We start from the raw sequence: 17942 nt of genomic DNA on the forward strand, positions 1-17942 counted from the left end.
CGGTTCAAATGCTAATCAGATGGAAAACCCCAGCGAAATGCTGACCCGCCGCACCCGATCGAGCGGCGAAAAATCGGAAAAAGCTTCGGCAAATTCGGCAGAAAGCGTCGGGCCTGTGCGCCCCAGTTGCGCCCTTGCGCCCCCGCCGATCGCGGCCACGCGCAGGTGCGCCGGTTCCGCCGCGCTCGGCCGGTCGATGCGGCCAAGGCCCCCTGCAAGAAACAGATAGGGCGCCACGGTCAGCGGCCCCAGTGCCCGCGCCGTGCCCAGTTCGGCCCGCGCCACTGCCCCTTCATCCACCGCGCTGACCCCCCCGACGAAGGCGGTGATGGCGCCTTCGCCTTCCAGCGCGAACTGTTCGGTGCGGAACACCGGCTCACCCAACGTTGACTGGCCGCGCGCGCGCACATTCAGCCGTCCGCGCTGCCCCAACGGCAGCGTTGCCGAGGCGCTGCCTTCGATCCGGGTAAAGCCAAAGGTTGCCGCCTCGCGCGACACTGGTACGGCATTCGTACCGGCACCGCCCATCGGTCGATGGCCAAGCGGCGCCAGCCCCCGGCTCGCCTGCAAAGACAGTGCGATCGTCCGCCCGTCCGGCCGGTTCCAACTGCCCTGCACGCCTGCCCGCAGCGTCAGATAGTGGTCGCGGCTGAGCACTACGTCAAAGTCGGGCGCGCGGTTGGCCACATCGCTCGCCTCGACCGCAAGGCTCGCCGTCGCAGCCCGCAGGCGCCGCCGCGTCAGCACATAGCCGGTGCGCAGACTGTAGCGCTTGAGCACACCGACGGTCTTGGGGGCGCCGGGCACCGGATCGGGCCGCGTGCGCGAGAACGTCACCTCGGGGTTGAGCGTCATCGCGCCGCCCGCCAGCCGCCACAGCACTCCGCCGCCCGCCACCCGCACCCGCGCCGACCGCCCGAACAGATGCGCCACATCGCGATCACCGGACACGAAGGCGTAGAACGCCTCACCCATCTGCAACGGCGCGTTGAGCACGAACTGTTCGGAATGGCCCCATGTGCCCAGCGACGGCGCGAAATCATTTCGGGCCGAGACCATCAGTCCGGCACGGCGGAACTGCCCTTCGACGATCAGTCGCGTGCCGCCTGCCTGCGCGCCGGTGGCCAGCGTCGAGCGCAATGCCAGCCCCGGCGCGTCGCCCGCCAGCAGCAAGGCGCGCTCGATCTGTGCAAGGCGGAGTTGGCGCTGCCCCCGCAATCGGTTGAGGCTTGCCGCCACCGCCCCACGCACCGGCGCGGGTACGCCCGCCAGATCGATATCCTCGACAAAGCCATCGGTGATAACCAGCCGCACTTTGCCGCCGGACGTTATGTCCTGAGGTGGTACCGATACCCGCGCCAGCACGTACCCGCGCCGCGCATAGGCGGCTTCGATCGCCGAAGCTGCGGCATAGATATCGGCCAAAGTCGCATCGCGGCCGACCAGCGGCGCAACGATCGCGGTGCTCGCTCGCGCCATGGCAGGAAATCCGCCGATCAGATCAAACCCGCCGACAATCACGTGCAACCGTTCCGCACCCGCAGGCGCGCGGACAGCGCCGCCGCTTGGCAGATCGACCGAACCTTGCGGTTGCTGCGTCCTGGGCAGGAGATCGCGCGGTGTCACCGTGATCGGCGCAGGTGGCTGGGACGGCAGCGGTGGCTGCACTTGCGCCTGCACTGGTACGCCAAGTCCTGCCACGATGGCACAAGCCACAACGGCGCATGACCGTATATACGATGCAGGATAGGCCGATTGTGCGGTCAAACCGGCCACCTGCCCGCACACAATTGGGGCAGACCGAATACAACTACCAGAATAAGAAGGCTGAAATTGACCAACAAGCCGCGCATCCCTTGGTGACCAGAACATGACGAACCATGTCTGGCAAATCGGCGCGACCGAGATTTAGATTTTCTATGTATCTCTTACTCTATGTTATCCATTCGAATCATCAAGCGATTCTTTTATTTTAAATATCGATATATGTGATGCAGATCACAATAATGACATGTGGCGGATTCTTGACGGGATCTGTGCTGCCAGCATGGTTCGGCGCCCGGATTTTCAGGTCTTGGCCGTGAAACCCATCGCGGCCGCGCGGGTCGCAGCCCCGGCCAACCGGCCACGCTGCGCGACGGGCACGAAAATTCGCGAACCGTTGTTGACCAACCGCCCGAACCTATGCCAATCGCGTCAGGCGTTGGCGCGATGATGGACATCCAGTCCGCCGCCGTCCAAGGCATCCTGCTTTGAAACCAAGGTTTTCTGCGGGTTTGCGGGTGTAGCTCAATGGTAGAGCAGCAGCTTCCCAAGCTGAATACGAGGGTTCGATTCCCTTCACCCGCTCCAATGTTTTCAGATACTTAATGACGTATTCGGACGGTTGTTCTGACTCTGGCAGAGTCAGAATTCTGACTCTGCGGTTCAGGCCTTCTTGCGCTGGCGCGCTTGTTCGGCGCTGGCGGCGAGGAGGGATACCGTCATGTTGCTGTCGACCGGACCGTAGATCTTCATGATGGCGTTCACGCTGTCGGGCTGGTGGCCCGTAAGCGTGGCGATTCGATCATGGCTGAAGCCCTGCCGCTTCAGTTCCACCACGCGGCTGCGGCGGAAGTCGTGCCACACGAGCTGGTCCATGCCGACTCGCCCGGTGCATTTGATGGCGTGATCCTTGATCTCGTTCCAGCGCCGGTTGAAGTGGCGATAGAGCCATGGTTCGCCGCCGGGCTTTCCCGGTGTCTCGTTGACCAGCACGTGGGTGAGCAGGCGGGGGCTTGCGCCATCGGCCTTTGGTGCTCGATCGATGGCGCGGTTGCGCGCGATCGCGGCGCGTACATCGGCCAAGAGGTCCGGCTCGAACGGGATGTGCATGTGGACCGGGCTGTCAGCGCGTTCGCTTTTGGCCTGAATGAATTCCCAGCCCCAGACCCTGCCAATGCCCTTGGCGTCTGGCTCTGCAAAGAACGCACGGTCCTGCGGATCAAGGATATGCTTCATCTCGGTCAACTGCGCCTCGGTGAAGGCGAGCAGGCTTTGCGTGCGCTGGCCGGTGTAGAACGCGAGGCGCATGGCAAGCGCCATATTGGGATAGCCGAGATCGTTGGCGGCAGCGATGAAGGCCGCGCGATCATCAGCCTCCCAAATCTGGTTGCGGCCCTTGGGCTGGCCGAACTTCTCGTGCGGGTTCTTGATCCATGCGAGCAGCGCGCGGAAGGTGCGCAGCCGGTTGTGCGCCGTGGTATCGCTGACCTGCCGACCCTTTGCCGTGAAGTCCCCACGGCCGCGCAGCGAATCGGTCCAATTGGTGATGTGGTGGGGCTGAATGTCCGACGGCAACAGATCACCGAACACGTCGCAAATGAGCTTGAGATTGCTGCCAGCGGTGCGCTGGTGACCGGCAGACATGTGGACGAGATACTGCGTGCGATAGCGCGCGGCGTGTTCGCCGATGGTTTCGAAGGCGCGGTGTTTCGCCGGGGGTGGCGCGAGCTTAGGCGTATTTGCGTCCGAAGAGTGCCCTGCCCCTTCCGAGCCAGTCGAAGAGCGGGCAGGAACCGGGTCTTCACCCCGGCGCCATGCGGCGACTTCGGCATTGCGGGTTTCGGCCCCGGACTGGGCAGCGCGCTTGTCTGCCCCGAAGGCCAGGGGTTTCCAGCCTGCGGCCTTTTCGGCGCGGTTCGGCTCCCAATACCAGAGCAGCTTGCCTTGCGCTCCGGGCTTGACTGTGAGGCCCTTGATGGCGCTGGCGGCGAGGCGGGCGCGGCGCAGCTCGGGGGTGGGTTTAGGCATGGGGCTGTTCTCCTGTTTCAACGATCAGGGAGACAAAGCAGAGGCGCGTGGTATGCTGGCCGAGCTGGGACGCGTCAATGCAGGGTGAAGGTAATGGATGACGAGCCGTTCAACCCTGACAACGATCTTATCTTCTTCGCCTTGGCGGGAATGATCAAGGGCTGGTGCGAGGTCATGGAGCCACAGAATGGACGTGGCGGTGCGCTGACTTCGTTCGGTGTGATGCGGCTATGGGTCATTGTGGCTATGGCTTGGTGGGTGATCAATTCACACATTGGAGGCATGGCCTGGGCGAGTGTGCTGCATTTCGTGCTCAAAGATTTGGGAACATATCAAGCTGTGCGGATGGTTTCATGGGCGGTGGTGATGGGCCTTGCCAAGTTTCATGTGATCCGCCCGCCGCGTGATGGCGCGCGTAGCAATCCTTGACCTTGGCCGGTCATAGCTCCCACCAGAACCAGCAGGTGCCCGGCCCATCTGCGGGATCGCGCCCGCAGCTGGGCTTGCGCGGGGTTATCAACCGGCATCCCCAACAAGTTCGCGCACAAGAACCAGTGCGTCCGCCCCGATATCTTTGACGACGTAGCGCAGTATATCATTGTGGCTGTGGGCAGCCGTGAAGATGATGGCATCATCATCGGTTTCGTTCGACCATGTTTCGCCGCTGGCGAGTTCGATGGGTTTTGTGCAAATCTCTCCCATGTCCCCTACTCTAGCCCCAGCGCGTTCTTGTAGGTTTCCAGCACCGCTTCCATTTCGCGGCGATCGTCGGGCTTCATTTTGCGCAGGCGCAGGCGGTCGTCGGCAGCATCGGCCATGGGGCAGTCCTTTTCAGTTTGACAGTGGGGTGGGGCGGACCAAGTGTTGATCCGCCCCGTGCGACCCGCTTGGGCGGGGTTTATTCAATCAAGAAGGTTTGGGTAGCGACCAGCAATCAGGCGACCATGGCCGACAAACAGCTTGGCGCTGGTTTCGGCGATGACTGTGCGGCCATCGGGAAGATCGATGCGCAACGCCACGCTGGGTGAACCGCTGGTCATGCCGCCATCGAGCACGCCGAGTGAAATCGCATCTTTCGTGTGGATGACGGTAGTCCGATCAAGATCGGGCCAAAGGGTATCATCACCGCGTCCGGCAAACTTTATCGACATTACAGGCATGAGATAATCTCCTGATCGGCTGCTTAAGCGGTGATGTGCTTGACCGCCCACATGACGGCTTCTTCAAGCTTGGTCTTGGCAATCGAGAGTTCGCGGCTGCCACCAAGGGCGGTGAAGATCTCGTGCAGGACCAGGCCGTTGTCCTTGATCTGCTGCATCGACGCCTTTTCCTCATCGGAAAGCACGCGATAGCCGTGGCGCATCACGTTGTTGACTGTGCGCTGATCGGACGTGCTGGAAACTTCGTTCATGGTTGACCTTTCAGGATTGGGCCGGGTGCCGCCCGGCGCAGAGTCGACCGGCCAAAGCAGCCGGATTTTCTTCACGTGGCGGCCGACCGCCGTCTCACTGATGCCAAGCGCCTTGCTGCATTCGCGGTTGGTGCCGCCGGGGTGCGCGAGGAACCATTCGAGGATGCGTCGCCGATTGGCCTGGCCGATCACCGCGCCAAAGTTGAGGGTGCCCAGCATCAGAAGGGTAGATCGCTGGCAGGATCGCCATTATCGGGATATGCCTTGGCATCGCGCGCCAGCCACTCGCGGGCAAACTGGACACCGGCCTGTTCGACCAATTCCGACAGGGTTGTGATTGCGTCGCCGTTCGGCAGCGCATCGAAAGGAGTGCCCTTGTCCAGCAAGCGCAAGGTGCGCTCGGCCAGAAGGTGGGCTGTGCCGCAAGTGGCTGGTTCATAAGGCGGCAGGCCGTAGGCTTCGCCCGTCTGGTGGCGTCCGTAAGCAGCGCATGCGGCTGCCACGAGATGGTCAACGGATTTGCCCGGCATGGCTTCCAGCGCGGGCATGGCAGCCAGCAGAGCGGCGCGCATGGTATCGCGTGGATCGGTATGTATTTCCTTGCTCATTGCCCGAAGTCCTGACTGAATTTGTGGAGGGCAGCGGCGAGTTGAGCGAGCGCGTCGGCATCGCCGTCATCAACCTCGCAGGCGCGGGTCTGTTCGAGAATGCACATGGTGGCGAGCGCGTCGGCCATGCTTGCCACAATGTCGGCCGAGAACGCCTGACCATCCTCTGCCTCGCCTTCGCGCGCGAAGCGCAGCAGATCGGCGGTGGCGAGTGACAGGCTTTCGGCGGCAGCGATGGCCAGATCGCGTTCGGAGAGCGCACCACTATCAAGCATGGCGCGGGTGGCGGGGTGGTTCACAGCAGTGATCCTTCGGTGGTGCCAAACAGGTGGCTGTAGTCGGGATAATCGCCGGGGCGTTCGAGCGCGGTGCGTGAGCCGGGGCGATCCAGCGTTTGCGGGTATCGTGGCGACCGATTTGCCAGATCAGCCAACTGTAGCTGGTGGCGCTGCTGGCTTTCTTGGGCTTGCCGTGTTCGTCCAGGTTGAACGGATCGGGCGCGCCGGAGCGGATCAGGCGACCTTTGAGCAGCACCACGCGTTCGCAGAACGCCAGTTCCCACGTTGGCCGGGCGGCTTCGGTGAACAGGCTGCGATAGCGCTCTGCCCCTTCGGCGAAGGCGCTGCGCACAAACAGCGCCACGCCGCGCCGGGCGCGTGCCATGGCGGTTTGCGCGAACTGGTCACCAATATTGAACGGCGGGTTGGTGATGATCCAATCGGCCACGGGCAGGCCGGGCAGGTCGATCAGGAAGTCGCAGTGCGCCTGTCCGGGTGTGTAGGGATGCACATCGGACGCGTGGACGTCGGCGAAATATTCGCGCAGCGGGCGGACCATGTGGCCTTCGCCGCAGGCCGGTTCCCACGCGCGCTGCACTTCCACCGGTTCACCGCCTTCATCGGACAGGAAGCGGCAGAGCGCGCGCGTGGCCCATGGCGGCGTGGGGAAATAGTCCAGTTCATCGGGCGCGGTGGTGGCGCGGCGCTGCATGACAGCGGTGGAGCGGTTGGGGGCGGTCATTGGCCGGTCTTCTTTCGGCCATCAGCCAGCCCTCGTTCGTAACCGTGTTCTTCTGCGAGCCTGATCTGCTGACTATGGCGCGCCATTGCTGCGGCCCATGCGCGAAGAGCGTCGGACCCCTCGTTATGCAACTGAACCACGAGGAGCTGGTGTTCATGCTCAAGGCTGCGAAGGGCACGCAAAAGTGAACGCTCTGCGCCCAGCTTGATCTGGCAGGCAGGATCGCTGGCAGGATCGAACCCGAAGTGGTCGCGCGCACCGCCGGGAGTCTTGAACGTCTCGCCGCAATGGAAGCAGGTCCATCCGTGGGCTGGCATCGTGTAGTGGTCGGCATCGACCATCACAGGTGGAGTGCTGGTCATGCCGCGTCCCTCGCCAGTTCGGCGCGATCAAGCCGTTCGATTTCGGCGAAGATCAGCGCGGCGGCCTTGACCAGATCGCGGCGGCGCGTGCTCAACCGGAATTGATAATCGGCCCACGGCCACAGCATCTGCGCGCCATAGTGCATCGGGCCGAAGGTGGCGGCGTGCGTGCGATCCAGTTCGGGCAGTGTAGCGTAGATCGCCAGCACGGCGGCGTGGCGGGCCAATTCGCCGTACACATGCGCATCATCGTGCGCGCGATCGTAGCCTTCGTCCAAAATCTGGCGCAGGCGTTCATCGCCGATTTCGGCTAAGATTTTGGCTTCGATATGAGTGAAACTCACAACGGGTTCCTTCCGATCAAAAGGGAATTTCAGAGCAGGGTTCGCATTCGCCATCGATGGTGGCGGGAAGCTTGCCGCAATGTGTGCACAGGCCGGTTTCGGCGCGCTGGATGTACGTTGCCCGCTGCTGTTCGGCTTTGGCGATGGTGACGGCCTGTGCATTGGCGGCATGGGCGGCCAGATCGTAGCCATCGGCAAGAGCGCACCCGATGATCTTGCGGGCGTTCTTGTGCCAGGTGGTCTTGGTGTCGAGCTTCAATCGGCCGTGATAGCGGGCCGGGATATCTCGCACGTCGATCATCAGCAGTTCGTCGGTGCGTTCGCCCCGGCTGTCCCACGCCTTGCCAAAGCAGTACCAGTACTGCAGCGGCCATGGCCATTTGTGGATGCACCACAAAAGCCAGCCCTGCCGTTGATCGGGCGAGAAAACGATCAGCGGCACGGGGCCAGTTATCGGGTTGGTGCCGTCCATCGCACCGTCGGCGCCGTTGCCAAAGAGTTCCGGCGTGGCGGCGCGGCGACGGCGATATTCATCTGCCTGCGCCGCCGCATCAATGCGCAAGTCTATGAACCATGTACTCATAGCAAACGGGCTCCTTCAACAGGTTCAGAACGAGCGGCAGGTGGCGCGTTGGCAGCGGCGGCGGTGTTGCACGACAGGCAGCGCCAAGGGCCGGTAGGGCCGGTCAGCGAGTAGCTGGGCCATGCTTCGCCACAGTCGGCGCAGGTGGTGGGCTTCCATGATGGATCTTTCACGCTGCGCATTGTTCGTACTCGGCATAGGCCGGTGCGAGCCGCAGTAGCGTTTCGGCATGGCACCACGCGCTGGTGCAGGGGCACCAGCAGGCAAGATCATGATCGGCAAGCCGGTGCAGATTGGTGAGTACGCGGATGCGCAGACGCTCGATGGCCTCGATCTCTGCCGGGCAGAAGCCCATGCCTTCGAGCGTCATCGCGCCGACGCGACCCTGCAACCATTGATCGTGCACGATCACGCTTTTGGCGTGGCCCCAGCGCATCGCCTGAAATGGATTGCCCCACATCGTCGGACGGCCGACATAAATTACGCCTGGCGGCGACTGCCATCCTTTACGCCGTGATCGTTGAATGCGCTTCATTACCATGGTGCGCGAAGGGTTGATCGAGGGGGCCGAAGCCCCCTCGATCCGAGACGGCTCAGCCGGAGCCGGAGCCGTCGCCGTAGCCGTAGCCGGAGCCGTAGCCGTAGCCGGAGCCGTCGCCGTAGCCGTAGCCGGAGCCGTAGCCGGAGCCGGAGCCGTAGCCGTCGCCGTCGCCGTAGCCGGAGCCGTAGCCGTCGCCGTCGCCGTCGCCGGAGCCGTAGCCGGAGCCGTAGCCGGAGCCGGAGCCGTAGCCGTCGCCGTCGCCGTAGCCGGAGCCGTAGCCGTCGCCGGAGCCGTAGCCGGAGCCGTCGCCGTCGCCGTCGCCGGAAGCATTAGCGCGGCTCATGGGTAGGTGCCTGCGCGATCGATTGCGCAGCCTTTTCCGAGCAGGCGATGATTTCGCAGTTTTCCGTAAGCAGCACGTCGATCGGCGCGCCGATCTTGCTGGCCTTGTAGTCCAGGCCATTGGTTGCCACGCCGGAAAGAAAGGCACCGTTTTCCGCGACCTTCCAATACCAGAGGCGGCGGCTTTCGGTCAGTTCGCATTCGCGTGCGTTGCGGGACTTTAGAATGCCAGCATGCACGCCTGCGTCACGGGTGCGAACAACGACATATTTTCCGATCCATGGATCGGTCGCGGTAGTATCAGCCATGAAAATCTCCTTGGTTGGCTTGTGGGAAAGAGTGTCAGCCATTGAGGTTGGCCAACTGGATCAGGATGAAGGCGCCGATGGCGAGGACTTCGACCAGCAGTAGCAGGGCGCAGGCGCGCACCGTGGCGCGGTCGGCCCAAGTGCGAGGGCGATCAGCCGGGATACCATTGGGGTAAAGGCTATCGCCGCATTCGGCTTCATCCTGCGCGGCAAGCCGCAAGTACAATTCGCGGGTTTCGACGCCGGGAGCTATGTGGATGGTATAGTGATTGTGTTCGGATGGCATCCTTAGTTCCCTTCATTGTCGATGCGGTCGATGGTGGCCAGCGCCAGCGCGGCGAGTTTGACCAGGCGGCGGCGGATGCGGTCGACCGGTTTGCGAAACTGGACATCGTCGAGCACGCCGCGCGCTTCGCCTTCGAGGTCGAGCGCGAAGGCGCGCAGCGGTTTGGCGAGGTCAGCGACGGGGGTGTGGCCGAACTTGAAGATCTGTTCGTGGCGCTTGGCCATCACATCTTCCATCGCGCGGACCAGTGCGTAGGTGGCTGGTACGGGGGCAGAGCATGCGCTCTCTGCCCCCGTACTTTCCGCGTCCTCGACCGTTGGCCCACTTATTGGCGTAGAACCGACGCCATCCCAGTGGTTGGACGATCCGGGGTGCGGAAGCTGGGTGTTCATGACCTGATCCTTGCCGGGGCCGGACTAAGGGCGATGAGTTCGGCGTCGACTGTCCGAAGCCGCGCCTCGATCGTGGCAACCTCTGCCGCCAGTTCGTTTGCACGCAGCGCGGCAATGTCGGCAGTGCGTCTGGCGCCTCGCAAGTGACGCATCAGGTACTTGCGCTCATTAAGTAGGCGCTCGATGCGCAACTGTGCACCAGCCAACGCGTGGGCCATCCATGCGCGGGCCTGATCGCGCGTGGGTGCGCCATCAATCACTTGCGGGTCCGATCAATATAGCGGGTGCCACTGTCCATCAGGGTGCCGACGAAGGTGACGGGATCGCGACCGGCATCGGCATCGCGCCCAAACTGCACTCCCGCGATTTCGGTAAGTTGCTGGCGGGCGAAGCGGCAGATTTCGGCAGCGCGGGTGTCAGGCTTGGCATGGCGCGTCCTGATCCAGGCCTTGACCAGCGGAGCCAGCACCGCGCCGTCCATCTGCGAGGCAGCATGGAAGCGCTTGCGGCAGGGGGGCGAGCAGAATGTCTTGCCCAGCCCGCGCCCGCCGGGCGCGAAGGCTGCGCCACAGCCGGGGCAAGTGCAGGCCAGTTCGGCAGCCACGATGGGGGGGGCTACATTCATGCCACCGCGATCCCGCATTGAACGCGCAGGCCATGCACCGGGCATGTGACGACGCCAGCGGCATCGGGCGCGAACGTGGACAAATCGACCTTGCGGTGCGGGCAGAGCAGGCGGCCATCCATGCGCCGGATCGCCGGGGCCGGATCGGGATAGGCCGCGCGCAAGGCCGGAAACGGTTTACGGTCCTGCAAAGTGAACGGGACCACCGATGTGCTGCAAAATTTCCGGGCCAGCGGTGGACGCCCCAGTGGCAGTGGCGCGTGCGCAGGCAAAGGAAACATAACTTTCATCAAGGGATAGCAGGTCGCGACCGAAGCGGCCCTTGCCACCAGATCGTCGGCAACAGAAGCATACCCCCACTTACTCGCGACGCGGCGCATCAGGGCCTTGGTCAAAAAGCGAATGTCCACGTGGTAATGCGGATACGGGAAGTTGAAATGATCAACGTCAGTGTGCATCGGCCCCAGCACAGGCCAATCGTGTTTGATGCCATGCCAGTAAAAATCACGGATAACAGGCACCATGTAGAAACGGCCAACCACGGGTGGTGAGCGCAAATCGGACAGGAGCGGCGCGCTCATCGCGCCGCTTCCGGCTTTACCGTTGTGAGGCACGGCGGCGGATCGGCGCGGAAGCAATAGTGCGGTTCACCGGCGCGCGCGGGCGGCATGGCTGCATCGGCGATCTCTGGCGCGATCTTCGGCGCGGTGAGCCAGCACAGCAGCGTGGCGGCGGCCAGCATGAAGCTCGCGGCCAAGGATGCGCCGATCAGGTCACCGACGGTCCACGGTGTGGCGGGCGGATATGATCGGCGCGCGTTCATGCGCGTTGACCACGGAAGCGCGCTTGCAGCGTGGCTTCGATATGGGCCACACGATCAGGGTTACTGCCAAGGTAGCCGCCGATCGAGCCGCTGGCGCGCTGGGCTACCCATGCGTCGACGGCAGCGCGAAGCCATTCGCTTTTGGGTGTGACGGCGGCAGCACCAGTGGCAGGCAGGCCGTGCCGCAGCCGCGACGTGACCGGCTGCGGGAAGCCCGATGCGGTGATGTGCGCGCGGATGTGAGTGACCACGGTGCGCAAATCAACCGCTTGGAGCCGCATCTGACGCGCGACATACATCACGCCGCAGAACTGGCCGCGCTGGCCGAGTTCAAGGGCCAAGGGGGCATTTGGCGGTGCTTGTTCGGCATGATCAGGCTGGGCGGGTGAAGCGGCCGCGCGCCGCCGGAGCGGCACGATTTCGGCGGAATATGTTTGGGGCATGATAACCTCCGTTCGGTGAACGGGGGCAATATGTAATCGAAACGATTACACCGTCAAGTCATAATGTTATCGTTTCGATAATGACCTAAGCTACCCTTGCCTGCGGGTCGCCCGATTGCCCTTCGCTATCATCCTGCCGCAGGTCAACAGTCGGGCGTTGTTCGGCGACGCGCTGGATGATTTCGCGCTGCAAAGCGCCGGCGGCGCGATAGGCGCGGATCAGCTCCATCTCCTCTTCACGCAAGAAGGCGTTCTGATCGTCTTCGAGCAGCAAATCCACGGGAGTCAGCTCAAACACGCGGGCAATGCGGCGCATGTAATCCAGGGACAACTGCATCCGCCCGACTTCGAGCGAGCTGATCGTCACCTTGGACACGCCCACTTTATCGGCCAGCGCTTGCTGCGACATCTTTTTGGCCATGCGGATTTGCCGAATGCGGTTGGGTGCCTGATCCATGGGCACAAGATGGATAACAGCGCTGCGCATGGATAGATGGGTAATCGATGGCAGGGCCTTGTCAACGTGTTATCGTTCCGATTACATGTCTCGGTATGAGACCGGAAACCCCATCACACTGCCTTGAAAATGGCAAAGCTGTTCACCCGCTGCGGGCCTGGCGCATGGCGCGGGGACTGACACTGGCGGATTGCGCGAAAGGCGTGGGCACCACGCGGCAGGTGTGGCACGCGTGGGAGACCGGCAAGCGCCGCCCGCATTCGCGCTACATGCCGCGCGTGCGCGAATTTACCGACGGCGCGATCGGCGCTGATGCGTTCTATCCCGAAATCAAGAGCGCCGCGTGATGGCATACGAGCCGACGCCGGAGCAGAAGGCGGCGCGCGCGGCCGAGTTGGCCGAGCTGCGGCGTCGGCTGAACGAGCGGGTGGACAGTCTGGTCCCGGCGCTGCTGCCCGGCGCGAGGCGTGCCGGGCGGTTCTGGGAAGTGGGCAGTCTGAACGGCGAGTCCGGCCAATCGATGAAAATCAACCGTGACGGGCCGATGCGCGGGTTCTGGACCGCATTCAAATTGCAGGAAGGCGAGCCGGGGCGCAGCGGGCAGATGCTGGACCTGGTCATTGCCAAGAAACACGCGGGCAACTTTGGCGAGGCGATCAAGGCGCTGCGGGCCAGCGAGGGGCTGGTAGGCGTGACGCCGGAGGAAGCCGCGCGCTTTGCCCGCGAGGCCGAGGCGCGCGCGGCCAGGGCGCAGGCCGAAACCACGGCGGCGGAGGCCAAGAAGCGTAGCCGGGCGCAGGCGCTGTGGCATGGGGCGGTTTCGGTGCATGGCACGCCAGCGGAAGCGTATCTGCAATACCGGGTGCCGGGGTGGCGCGCGCTGGGCGCATGGCCGGGGGCGCTGCGATACCGGCCCGACGTGGGCTGCCCGATCCGATCCCATTATCCCGATTGGAAAGGCTATCCGGCGATGCTGGCGGCGGTGTTTGGCCCGGACGGGGCGATCGTGGCGTGCCATCGGACCTATCTGGACATTTCGCGATGGGACCATGCGAGCAAGAGCGGGCGCGTGGTGCAGGCGAAGGTGCTGCGGCCCGAGGTGGAGGACGTTGACGAAGACGGCGAGATCCATGTGACGCACGGCGCGCCCGAGATTTGCGGGGCTTCCAACCTTGGCCTGCGGGGCAAGATCAAGAGCCACAAGGCGACGTTGGGCAAGTATCACGATGTGGGCGGCTATATTCCGCTGCGCAAAGGGGCAAGCGGTGCAAGGCTGAAAGACGTTCCGGCGGGCACAGTGCCGCACTTTGCAGAAGGCATCGAGGACGCGCTGAATTACGCGGTGCGGCATCCTGACGCGTGGATCGGCGCGGCGGTCAGCCTGGCAAACTTGGCCAATGTGTGGCTGCCGCCGCAGGCCGGTGGCATCTGTTTTCTTGCCGATCGCGACGACAGCGCCAATGAGGCGGCGATAGCCAGCTTTGAAGCGGCGGTGGCGGCGCATCAGATGCGACGTGATGACCCCGATTTCGTGCGCGCGGTGTGGCCGTCGCCGGGGTTCAAGGACTTCAGCGATGAAGCGATGGCGCGGGCACGTGAAGCATGAGCGATCAAGCGGAGGGAACCGAAGGCCCGCAGACCCTGCCCGATCTGCGCGAGAAGGTGGCGGCGCGCCGTGGCGGAGCGCGGAAAGACGCGAACAATGCTGCATCGTCACCCGATCCTGACGACATGGGAGATAAGGGCGGCGGTGGATTGGGGCCGGATTGCCCGGCGGTTCCTTTGGGAGTGAACGGCGAAACGCTCTATCTGCTCGACGATCTGTGCCAGTTGCGCAAGGTGGCGCCGAAGCTGGACAAGTCGATGCTTTATTCGCTGTTCAGTGCGGGATGGCTCGATGAGCGCTTTCCCATGCTCAACGCCAACGGCGAGCCGGTGCGCAACAAGTTCAACCAGGACCGGGCGCAGCGGGCAGTGATCCACGCGTGTAAGGCCAAGGGGCGGATCAGCATCGACGATGCCGAGCGCCAGCGTGGCAGCCATGCGAGCCGCAAGGGTGCGCTGGTGCTGCATTGCGGTGATGCGCTGGTGATCGCAGGCGAGGCTGCGCGATCGGGCCAGCCATCGGGGCAAGCTGCTGTCCCTCGCCCGGTCTATACCCGGCGACCGGGGCTTTATGAGCGGCTTATCTTCCCGCTCGACAACGAGATCGAGCGACCGGCGAACGAGGCGGCCACGCTGGCGGAAGTGTGGGACTGCCTGGACCATATCAACCGGGGTGGGTGGAACTGGAAAGGGCCGACGCATGTTACGCTGGGCGGCGATCCGGACGATCCGACAGAACGGGTGGATATTTATGCCTGGCTGATATTTGGCTGGGCGATGAGCGCCAAATTGTGCGGCGCGCTGTTTCGCCGTCCGGCGCTGCTGGTGACCGGGCCGACGCAGCAGGGCAAATCAACGCTGCTGGCACGGCTGAAAGACCTGATCGGCGAAGGCTGGTTTATCTCCCCCGAAGATCCGAGCGAAGCGGGCATCACGGCTGAGATGGGCAAAGCGCGCATCGCGGTGCTGCTGGACGAGCTGGAAGGCAAGGAAGACGATCCCGGTTACATCAAGCGGATGTACAACCTGATGCTGCGCAGCTTTGACGGTGGCGGCAAGCTGCGATCCAGCGCCGACCAAAAAGCGGTGAAGACCGAGTTGTATTCAAGCTTTCAGGGTTCGAGCGTCTTGCCGCCGAAAATGCGACCACAGGAGCGGAACCGCATCATCATCGCGGAAATCGGTGTTCGGCTTGACCCTTCGCGCGCTTATGAATGCCCGGAATGGTTTGGTGCGATCGGACCGAAGCTGCACAGGCGGCTTGCCGAGCAATGGCCGCGTTATGCCGCGACGCTGAAAGCCTATGAAAACGAGATGGCGCGGCGGGGTAGCAGCGGGCGCGAGCGCGACTGTTATGCCACTGCGCTGGCCTGCGCGGATCTGGCGCTGTTTGACCGGGAGCCGGATGCGGCGAGCGAGGCGGGGACCAGCTCGCTGACCCCGGCGCGGGTGGGCGAACTGGTGGCGGCGATTGTGCCGCTGATCGGCACGTTGCGCACCGAGAACATCGACCATCCTGAACGGGCCATGGCGGCGCTGCTGTCCAGCCATCTGCCATCGACCGGCGGGATGGTGCAGCAAACTGTGGGACAGTGGATCGAGCGCGGGATCATTGCGCTGGGTGTCGATGATGAGAGCGGATGGGCGCAGGCCCGCACCCAGTTGGCTGCCCACGGCATGCGACTGTGCAACCTGAAGCCGGACCATGCGGCGAGCAAAGCGGGCGTGATCGAAATGACCGATCTTGGCACAGGCTATCTTTGCATTGCGGGGCCGACGCACGAGGGGATGGCAAAAATCTACAAGGCGACCGAATTCAATCAGGGCCGCTGGCCGGACGCGCTTTCACGCCTGGTGCATGTGGTGCGCGACAAGGAGGGCCACGAGGCGGGTCAGATGCCCGCAATCAAGGGCAAGATACCCAAGATCGGCGGGTGGCAAGGCGCGTGCACGCTGATTCCGCTCGCGGCGTTCCTCGATCTGGTCGACCTGTCGGAGCAAGTGGCAATCGCGCGCGATGCCGCCCTGATGGGTCACCAAGCGGCGGTGGCGGCAGCGAGGGCACGGCGCAAGGACAAGGACAAGTGAGCGCGACGGTCTTGGCCATACGGGACGGGCTTGAGCTGGTGGCCGACGTGCAGCGCGAGGCGCTCGACTTCTTCCAGGACCAGCTTGCCGCCTATGGCGGGCCGGACATGATCGGGGTGTGCTTTACCATCCATGATGCTAATGGGCGATGTGCCTCGTTCTCTTATGCTGCGCCCGATCGCTATCCTAACGCGCTGCTAGAGGCGCAGGCGGCGGTGGTGCTGGCTGAAGCGGCGCGCGATGGCAGCGCGGGGTGATGGCGGATAGGCCACGCGTGCTGATTGGCTGCGAGCGATCGGGCGTGATGCGGCGGGCGTTTCTGGCGCGGGGATTTGACGCCTGGTCTTGCGACATCGAGGCGGCGGACGATGCCAGCAACCGGCACATTCGCGGCGACTTGCTGGCGCACCTGAATGACGGGTGGGACTTGCTGTGCGTGATGCATCCGCCCTGCACCATCCTGTGCAATTCTGGTGTGCGCTGGCTTTACATCGGCGGCAGGCGTGCCTGTGGCCGCCACGAAGCGCGCTGGGCCGATCTGGAGCGGGCGCGCCTGCGCTCGCGGACCTTTGAGGGGCTAGCGGCGGCGTGTGCGGATCAGTGGGGCGCGGTGCTGGAGATGCGAGCATGAATTTAAGCCAGCGACAGAGAGAGTATATCTGGCTTGCCGGGTCCTATCCCGACAAGATCGTTGTGCAAGGGCGCGGCTACCGCACCGCCATGCTTAAGTATGGCGTCGACGATGATGAGCTTGTTCTGTTCGGATACTCAACGCCGCTCTTGTGGCTGCAAAGGCGCGGCCTGTTCAGGAAGCTGGCCAATGCCAATGCCTATGTGTTGACCGAGGCTGGCGAGGAAGTATTCGGCACGCTTTTGCTCAGCGGTGCCGGGGCAAAACTCAATGAAGGGCTGCGCCAAGTTGCAGTCGCGGTGCGCGTCTGATGCACTGGCGCCATGAAAACGGCCCCGGCGCAGGTGCGCGCGGGGCCTGTTTCTGCGGCTGCGGCGCACGCTAGAGCAGCTTGGGCTGGCGAGCGATGTCAAACAGGGTGAGGCCGTCCACGTCGTGCTGGCCAGTGGCTTTGCGGTTCGGGCTGGCGAGGCGCAGCTGCAGGATCTGGCGATCACGCTCGGCCAGGGCGGCCGGAATGACGGCCGCGCGGATCGGACAGGGCTTTTGCGTGCGAGGGGCCTTCGGCGCGGGCTTGATTGTGCAGGCCTTGCTGTAGAGCCATTGCGGACCGAGATTGTTGCGCACCTGGTGCAGCTGGTTGCCCTCGGGCTCGTAGTAATCGCGGCCATTGCCCCACAAGGTCGAAAGCGTTTCCTTCCAGCGGCGGCCGTTGCGATCGGCAAATGACTGCAAGGCGGCAAGCATTGCGGCATCGGGTTCGGTCATCATGGTTCGGACTCCGGTTGAGGGTGGCAGGATGGCCGCCCATCTGGCCGCCGGACCCGTTCCCGGACCCGGCGGCACGATGGGCGGTCAGAACAGGGCCAGCTGGACAGCGGGCTGCGGAGCCGGTGCGCGGGGGGCCATGACAGGCAGCGAGGCGGGCTGCGGTGCATCTTCCGCTTCGCTGGCGACTTCGGGTGCGGCGAGGACTTCGGCGTTGGCCAGCACCATGTCTGCGGCGGCCTGGGCGAGCGTGGCGGCTTTGAAGATCATCCGCTTGTCGTTCTTGAGCGCGGCGAGCCAGCTGGCGAGATAGGCGGCGTGGTTGTCGATGTGTTCGTCGACGATGCCGAGGCGCGCGCCGACGAAAGCCGCGCCGATTTCGCAATATATCCTGACAGTCCAGCCCTAATGTGACTTCCACCGCAAATTTTCGGGGCGCGGATCATGCGGCGATCTCCTCAGGCTGGGGCTGCTGGGCGTGCATCCAGTCGGCGGCCGCCTGCGCCTTGCTGG

The 17942-nt window shown here is 63.9% G+C and carries 32 protein-coding genes, 1 tRNA gene and 1 pseudogene; 8 read left to right on the plus strand and 26 right to left on the minus strand.

What is annotated here, in order from left to right; genetic code table 11:
- Nucleotides 1-15: 15 nt before the first annotated feature.
- On the minus strand, nt 16-1701 hold the full coding sequence (locus tag LDN95_RS16275; RefSeq protein ID WP_226018640.1) for a POTRA domain-containing protein: 1686 nt from the start codon (nt 1699-1701) through the stop codon (nt 16-18).
- Between the two features lie 577 nt (nt 1702-2278).
- Between LDN95_RS16275 and LDN95_RS16280 the strand changes: the two genes are divergently transcribed.
- Nucleotides 2279-2352 (plus strand) — tRNA-Gly (locus tag LDN95_RS16280).
- A gap of 75 nt (nt 2353-2427) precedes the next feature.
- Here the strand turns inward: LDN95_RS16280 and LDN95_RS16285 are convergent.
- Complete coding sequence (locus LDN95_RS16285) at nt 2428-3792, minus strand: hypothetical protein (RefSeq protein WP_226018641.1); 1365 nt, start codon at nt 3790-3792, stop codon at nt 2428-2430.
- 93 nt (nt 3793-3885) lie between these two features.
- Between LDN95_RS16285 and LDN95_RS16290 the strand changes: the two genes are divergently transcribed.
- Nucleotides 3886-4221, plus strand: coding sequence for a hypothetical protein (locus LDN95_RS16290; RefSeq protein WP_226018642.1), 336 nt, complete (start codon nt 3886-3888; stop codon nt 4219-4221).
- 87 nt (nt 4222-4308) lie between these two features.
- On the opposite strand, the gene LDN95_RS16295 is transcribed toward LDN95_RS16290, so the two are convergent.
- From LDN95_RS16295 to LDN95_RS16395, 21 genes are all read right to left on the minus strand, one after another.
- Nucleotides 4309-4494: a hypothetical protein gene (locus tag LDN95_RS16295; RefSeq protein WP_226018643.1), complete on the minus strand. Its 186-nt coding sequence runs from the start codon at nt 4492-4494 to the stop codon at nt 4309-4311.
- Between the two features lie 5 nt (nt 4495-4499).
- The gene (locus tag LDN95_RS16300; RefSeq protein ID WP_226018644.1) at nt 4500-4610 is read right to left on the minus strand and encodes a GapR family DNA-binding domain-containing protein; all 111 of its coding nucleotides are present in this window, start codon (nt 4608-4610) and stop codon (nt 4500-4502) included.
- 84 nt (nt 4611-4694) lie between these two features.
- Entirely contained in the window at nt 4695-5003 is a 309-nt protein-coding gene (locus tag LDN95_RS16305; protein ID WP_226018645.1) for a hypothetical protein, read from the minus strand.
- Entirely contained in the window at nt 4976-5395 is a 420-nt protein-coding gene (locus tag LDN95_RS16310; RefSeq protein WP_226018646.1) for a winged helix-turn-helix domain-containing protein, read from the minus strand. Before LDN95_RS16310 ends, LDN95_RS16305 begins: the two co-directional genes overlap by 28 nt.
- A 26-nt stretch (nt 5396-5421) precedes the next feature.
- Nucleotides 5422-5811 (minus strand): hypothetical protein, encoded by a 390-nt coding sequence (locus tag LDN95_RS16315; RefSeq protein ID WP_226018647.1) that lies wholly within the window; start codon nt 5809-5811, stop codon nt 5422-5424.
- Complete coding sequence (locus LDN95_RS16320; protein ID WP_226018648.1) at nt 5808-6110, minus strand: hypothetical protein; 303 nt, start codon at nt 6108-6110, stop codon at nt 5808-5810. Before LDN95_RS16320 ends, LDN95_RS16315 begins: the two co-directional genes overlap by 4 nt.
- Nucleotides 6079-6831 (minus strand): hypothetical protein, encoded by a 753-nt coding sequence (locus LDN95_RS16325; protein ID WP_226018649.1) that lies wholly within the window; start codon nt 6829-6831, stop codon nt 6079-6081. The genes LDN95_RS16320 and LDN95_RS16325 overlap by 32 nt, the downstream gene beginning before the upstream one ends.
- Nucleotides 6828-7172 carry a hypothetical protein gene (locus LDN95_RS16330; RefSeq protein WP_226018650.1) on the minus strand — a complete coding sequence of 115 codons (345 nt, stop codon included), beginning with the start codon at nt 7170-7172 and terminating at the stop codon, nt 6828-6830. Before LDN95_RS16330 ends, LDN95_RS16325 begins: the two co-directional genes overlap by 4 nt.
- A gap of 17 nt (nt 7173-7189) precedes the next feature.
- Complete coding sequence (locus LDN95_RS16335; RefSeq protein ID WP_226018651.1) at nt 7190-7537, minus strand: hypothetical protein; 348 nt, start codon at nt 7535-7537, stop codon at nt 7190-7192.
- A 16-nt stretch (nt 7538-7553) separates the two neighbouring features.
- Nucleotides 7554-8120, minus strand: coding sequence for a hypothetical protein (locus tag LDN95_RS16340; RefSeq protein WP_226018652.1), 567 nt, complete (start codon nt 8118-8120; stop codon nt 7554-7556).
- A gap of 169 nt (nt 8121-8289) precedes the next feature.
- Nucleotides 8290-8661, minus strand: a complete 372-nt coding sequence (locus LDN95_RS16345; protein ID WP_370631704.1) for a DUF4326 domain-containing protein — start codon at nt 8659-8661, stop codon at nt 8290-8292.
- 52 nt (nt 8662-8713) lie between these two features.
- Nucleotides 8714-9004: a hypothetical protein gene (locus LDN95_RS16350; RefSeq protein ID WP_226018654.1), complete on the minus strand. Its 291-nt coding sequence runs from the start codon at nt 9002-9004 to the stop codon at nt 8714-8716.
- The gene (locus tag LDN95_RS16355; protein WP_226018655.1) at nt 8991-9311 is read right to left on the minus strand and encodes a hypothetical protein; all 321 of its coding nucleotides are present in this window, start codon (nt 9309-9311) and stop codon (nt 8991-8993) included. The genes LDN95_RS16350 and LDN95_RS16355 overlap by 14 nt, the downstream gene beginning before the upstream one ends.
- Before the next feature lie 34 nt (nt 9312-9345).
- Nucleotides 9346-9597: a hypothetical protein gene (locus LDN95_RS16360; RefSeq protein ID WP_226018656.1), complete on the minus strand. Its 252-nt coding sequence runs from the start codon at nt 9595-9597 to the stop codon at nt 9346-9348.
- Nucleotides 9598-9599: 2 nt separating this feature from the next.
- Entirely contained in the window at nt 9600-9989 is a 390-nt protein-coding gene (locus LDN95_RS16365; RefSeq protein ID WP_226018657.1) for a hypothetical protein, read from the minus strand.
- The gene (locus LDN95_RS16370; RefSeq protein WP_226018658.1) at nt 9986-10249 is read right to left on the minus strand and encodes a hypothetical protein; all 264 of its coding nucleotides are present in this window, start codon (nt 10247-10249) and stop codon (nt 9986-9988) included. Before LDN95_RS16370 ends, LDN95_RS16365 begins: the two co-directional genes overlap by 4 nt.
- Nucleotides 10246-10614, minus strand: coding sequence for a hypothetical protein (locus tag LDN95_RS16375; protein WP_226018659.1), 369 nt, complete (start codon nt 10612-10614; stop codon nt 10246-10248). The genes LDN95_RS16370 and LDN95_RS16375 overlap by 4 nt, the downstream gene beginning before the upstream one ends.
- Nucleotides 10611-11195 carry a hypothetical protein gene (locus LDN95_RS16380; RefSeq protein ID WP_226018660.1) on the minus strand — a complete coding sequence of 195 codons (585 nt, stop codon included), beginning with the start codon at nt 11193-11195 and terminating at the stop codon, nt 10611-10613. The genes LDN95_RS16375 and LDN95_RS16380 overlap by 4 nt, the downstream gene beginning before the upstream one ends.
- On the minus strand, nt 11192-11437 hold the full coding sequence (locus LDN95_RS16385) for a hypothetical protein (RefSeq protein WP_226018661.1): 246 nt from the start codon (nt 11435-11437) through the stop codon (nt 11192-11194). The genes LDN95_RS16380 and LDN95_RS16385 overlap by 4 nt, the downstream gene beginning before the upstream one ends.
- Entirely contained in the window at nt 11434-11880 is a 447-nt protein-coding gene (locus LDN95_RS16390; RefSeq protein WP_226018662.1) for a hypothetical protein, read from the minus strand. Before LDN95_RS16390 ends, LDN95_RS16385 begins: the two co-directional genes overlap by 4 nt.
- A gap of 85 nt (nt 11881-11965) precedes the next feature.
- Complete coding sequence (locus LDN95_RS16395) at nt 11966-12367, minus strand: helix-turn-helix transcriptional regulator (RefSeq protein ID WP_226018663.1); 402 nt, start codon at nt 12365-12367, stop codon at nt 11966-11968.
- 65 nt (nt 12368-12432) lie between these two features.
- On the opposite strand from LDN95_RS16395, the gene LDN95_RS16400 reads away from it, so the two are divergent.
- From LDN95_RS16400 to LDN95_RS16425, 6 genes are read left to right on the plus strand one after another with little or no spacing between them, the layout of a single operon-like run.
- Nucleotides 12433-12684, plus strand: coding sequence for a helix-turn-helix transcriptional regulator (locus LDN95_RS16400; RefSeq protein ID WP_255630942.1), 252 nt, complete (start codon nt 12433-12435; stop codon nt 12682-12684).
- Nucleotides 12684-13943, plus strand: a complete 1260-nt coding sequence (locus tag LDN95_RS16405; RefSeq protein WP_226018665.1) for a hypothetical protein — start codon at nt 12684-12686, stop codon at nt 13941-13943. The genes LDN95_RS16400 and LDN95_RS16405 overlap by 1 nt, the downstream gene beginning before the upstream one ends.
- On the plus strand, nt 13940-16030 hold the full coding sequence (locus tag LDN95_RS16410) for a type IV pilus twitching motility protein PilT (protein ID WP_226018666.1): 2091 nt from the start codon (nt 13940-13942) through the stop codon (nt 16028-16030). The genes LDN95_RS16405 and LDN95_RS16410 overlap by 4 nt, the downstream gene beginning before the upstream one ends.
- Entirely contained in the window at nt 16027-16287 is a 261-nt protein-coding gene (locus LDN95_RS16415) for a hypothetical protein (RefSeq protein WP_226018667.1), read from the plus strand. The genes LDN95_RS16410 and LDN95_RS16415 overlap by 4 nt, the downstream gene beginning before the upstream one ends.
- Nucleotides 16287-16661 carry a hypothetical protein gene (locus tag LDN95_RS16420; RefSeq protein ID WP_226018668.1) on the plus strand — a complete coding sequence of 125 codons (375 nt, stop codon included), beginning with the start codon at nt 16287-16289 and terminating at the stop codon, nt 16659-16661. Before LDN95_RS16415 ends, LDN95_RS16420 begins: the two co-directional genes overlap by 1 nt.
- On the plus strand, nt 16658-16972 hold the full coding sequence (locus tag LDN95_RS16425; protein WP_226018669.1) for a hypothetical protein: 315 nt from the start codon (nt 16658-16660) through the stop codon (nt 16970-16972). The genes LDN95_RS16420 and LDN95_RS16425 overlap by 4 nt, the downstream gene beginning before the upstream one ends.
- Before the next feature lie 70 nt (nt 16973-17042).
- On the opposite strand, the gene LDN95_RS16430 is transcribed toward LDN95_RS16425, so the two are convergent.
- From LDN95_RS16430 to LDN95_RS23335, 3 genes and pseudogenes are all read right to left on the minus strand, one after another.
- A complete protein-coding gene (locus LDN95_RS16430; RefSeq protein WP_226018670.1) occupies nt 17043-17432 on the minus strand; it encodes a hypothetical protein in 390 nt (129 codons plus the stop codon).
- Nucleotides 17433-17516: 84 nt separating this feature from the next.
- Entirely contained in the window at nt 17517-17699 is a 183-nt protein-coding gene (locus tag LDN95_RS23195) for a hypothetical protein (protein WP_255630943.1), read from the minus strand.
- A gap of 39 nt (nt 17700-17738) precedes the next feature.
- Nucleotides 17739-17819 (minus strand): annotated as a pseudogene (locus tag LDN95_RS23335) (hypothetical protein); the annotation flags it as partial.
- Nucleotides 17820-17942: the final 123 nt, after the last annotated feature.

The sequence above is a fragment of the Novosphingobium sp. FKTRR1 genome (genome assembly GCF_020404405.1).
Classification (GTDB): Bacteria; Pseudomonadota; Alphaproteobacteria; order Sphingomonadales; family Sphingomonadaceae; genus Novosphingobium.

Coding starts and splice junctions, on each gene's coding strand:
- LDN95_RS16285 (WP_226018641.1), bottom strand. CDS start 3,792: ATGCCTAAACCCACCCCCGAGCTGCGCCGCGCCCGCCTCGCCGCCAGC.
- LDN95_RS16290 (WP_226018642.1), top strand. CDS start 3,886: ATGGATGACGAGCCGTTCAACCCTGACAACGATCTTATCTTCTTCGCC.
- LDN95_RS16295 (WP_226018643.1), bottom strand. CDS start 4,494: ATGGGAGAGATTTGCACAAAACCCATCGAACTCGCCAGCGGCGAAACA.
- LDN95_RS16300 (WP_226018644.1), bottom strand. CDS start 4,610: ATGGCCGATGCTGCCGACGACCGCCTGCGCCTGCGCAAAATGAAGCCC.
- LDN95_RS16315 (WP_226018647.1), bottom strand. CDS start 5,811: ATGAGCAAGGAAATACATACCGATCCACGCGATACCATGCGCGCCGCT.
- LDN95_RS16325 (WP_226018649.1), bottom strand. CDS start 6,831: ATGACCGCCCCCAACCGCTCCACCGCTGTCATGCAGCGCCGCGCCACC.
- LDN95_RS16330 (WP_226018650.1), bottom strand. CDS start 7,172: ATGGTCGATGCCGACCACTACACGATGCCAGCCCACGGATGGACCTGC.
- LDN95_RS16340 (WP_226018652.1), bottom strand. CDS start 8,120: ATGAGTACATGGTTCATAGACTTGCGCATTGATGCGGCGGCGCAGGCA.
- LDN95_RS16345 (WP_370631704.1), bottom strand. CDS start 8,661: ATGGTAATGAAGCGCATTCAACGATCACGGCGTAAAGGATGGCAGTCG.
- LDN95_RS16350 (WP_226018654.1), bottom strand. CDS start 9,004: ATGAGCCGCGCTAATGCTTCCGGCGACGGCGACGGCGACGGCTCCGGC.
- LDN95_RS16355 (WP_226018655.1), bottom strand. CDS start 9,311: ATGGCTGATACTACCGCGACCGATCCATGGATCGGAAAATATGTCGTT.
- LDN95_RS16360 (WP_226018656.1), bottom strand. CDS start 9,597: ATGCCATCCGAACACAATCACTATACCATCCACATAGCTCCCGGCGTC.
- LDN95_RS16365 (WP_226018657.1), bottom strand. CDS start 9,989: ATGAACACCCAGCTTCCGCACCCCGGATCGTCCAACCACTGGGATGGC.
- LDN95_RS16375 (WP_226018659.1), bottom strand. CDS start 10,614: ATGAATGTAGCCCCCCCCATCGTGGCTGCCGAACTGGCCTGCACTTGC.
- LDN95_RS16380 (WP_226018660.1), bottom strand. CDS start 11,195: ATGAGCGCGCCGCTCCTGTCCGATTTGCGCTCACCACCCGTGGTTGGC.
- LDN95_RS16385 (WP_226018661.1), bottom strand. CDS start 11,437: ATGAACGCGCGCCGATCATATCCGCCCGCCACACCGTGGACCGTCGGT.
- LDN95_RS16390 (WP_226018662.1), bottom strand. CDS start 11,880: ATGCCCCAAACATATTCCGCCGAAATCGTGCCGCTCCGGCGGCGCGCG.
- LDN95_RS16395 (WP_226018663.1), bottom strand. CDS start 12,367: ATGCGCAGCGCTGTTATCCATCTTGTGCCCATGGATCAGGCACCCAAC.
- LDN95_RS16400 (WP_255630942.1), top strand. CDS start 12,433: ATGAGACCGGAAACCCCATCACACTGCCTTGAAAATGGCAAAGCTGTT.
- LDN95_RS16405 (WP_226018665.1), top strand. CDS start 12,684: ATGGCATACGAGCCGACGCCGGAGCAGAAGGCGGCGCGCGCGGCCGAG.
- LDN95_RS16410 (WP_226018666.1), top strand. CDS start 13,940: ATGAGCGATCAAGCGGAGGGAACCGAAGGCCCGCAGACCCTGCCCGAT.
- LDN95_RS16420 (WP_226018668.1), top strand. CDS start 16,287: ATGGCGGATAGGCCACGCGTGCTGATTGGCTGCGAGCGATCGGGCGTG.
- LDN95_RS16425 (WP_226018669.1), top strand. CDS start 16,658: ATGAATTTAAGCCAGCGACAGAGAGAGTATATCTGGCTTGCCGGGTCC.
- LDN95_RS16430 (WP_226018670.1), bottom strand. CDS start 17,432: ATGATGACCGAACCCGATGCCGCAATGCTTGCCGCCTTGCAGTCATTT.
- LDN95_RS23195 (WP_255630943.1), bottom strand. CDS start 17,699: ATGATCTTCAAAGCCGCCACGCTCGCCCAGGCCGCCGCAGACATGGTG.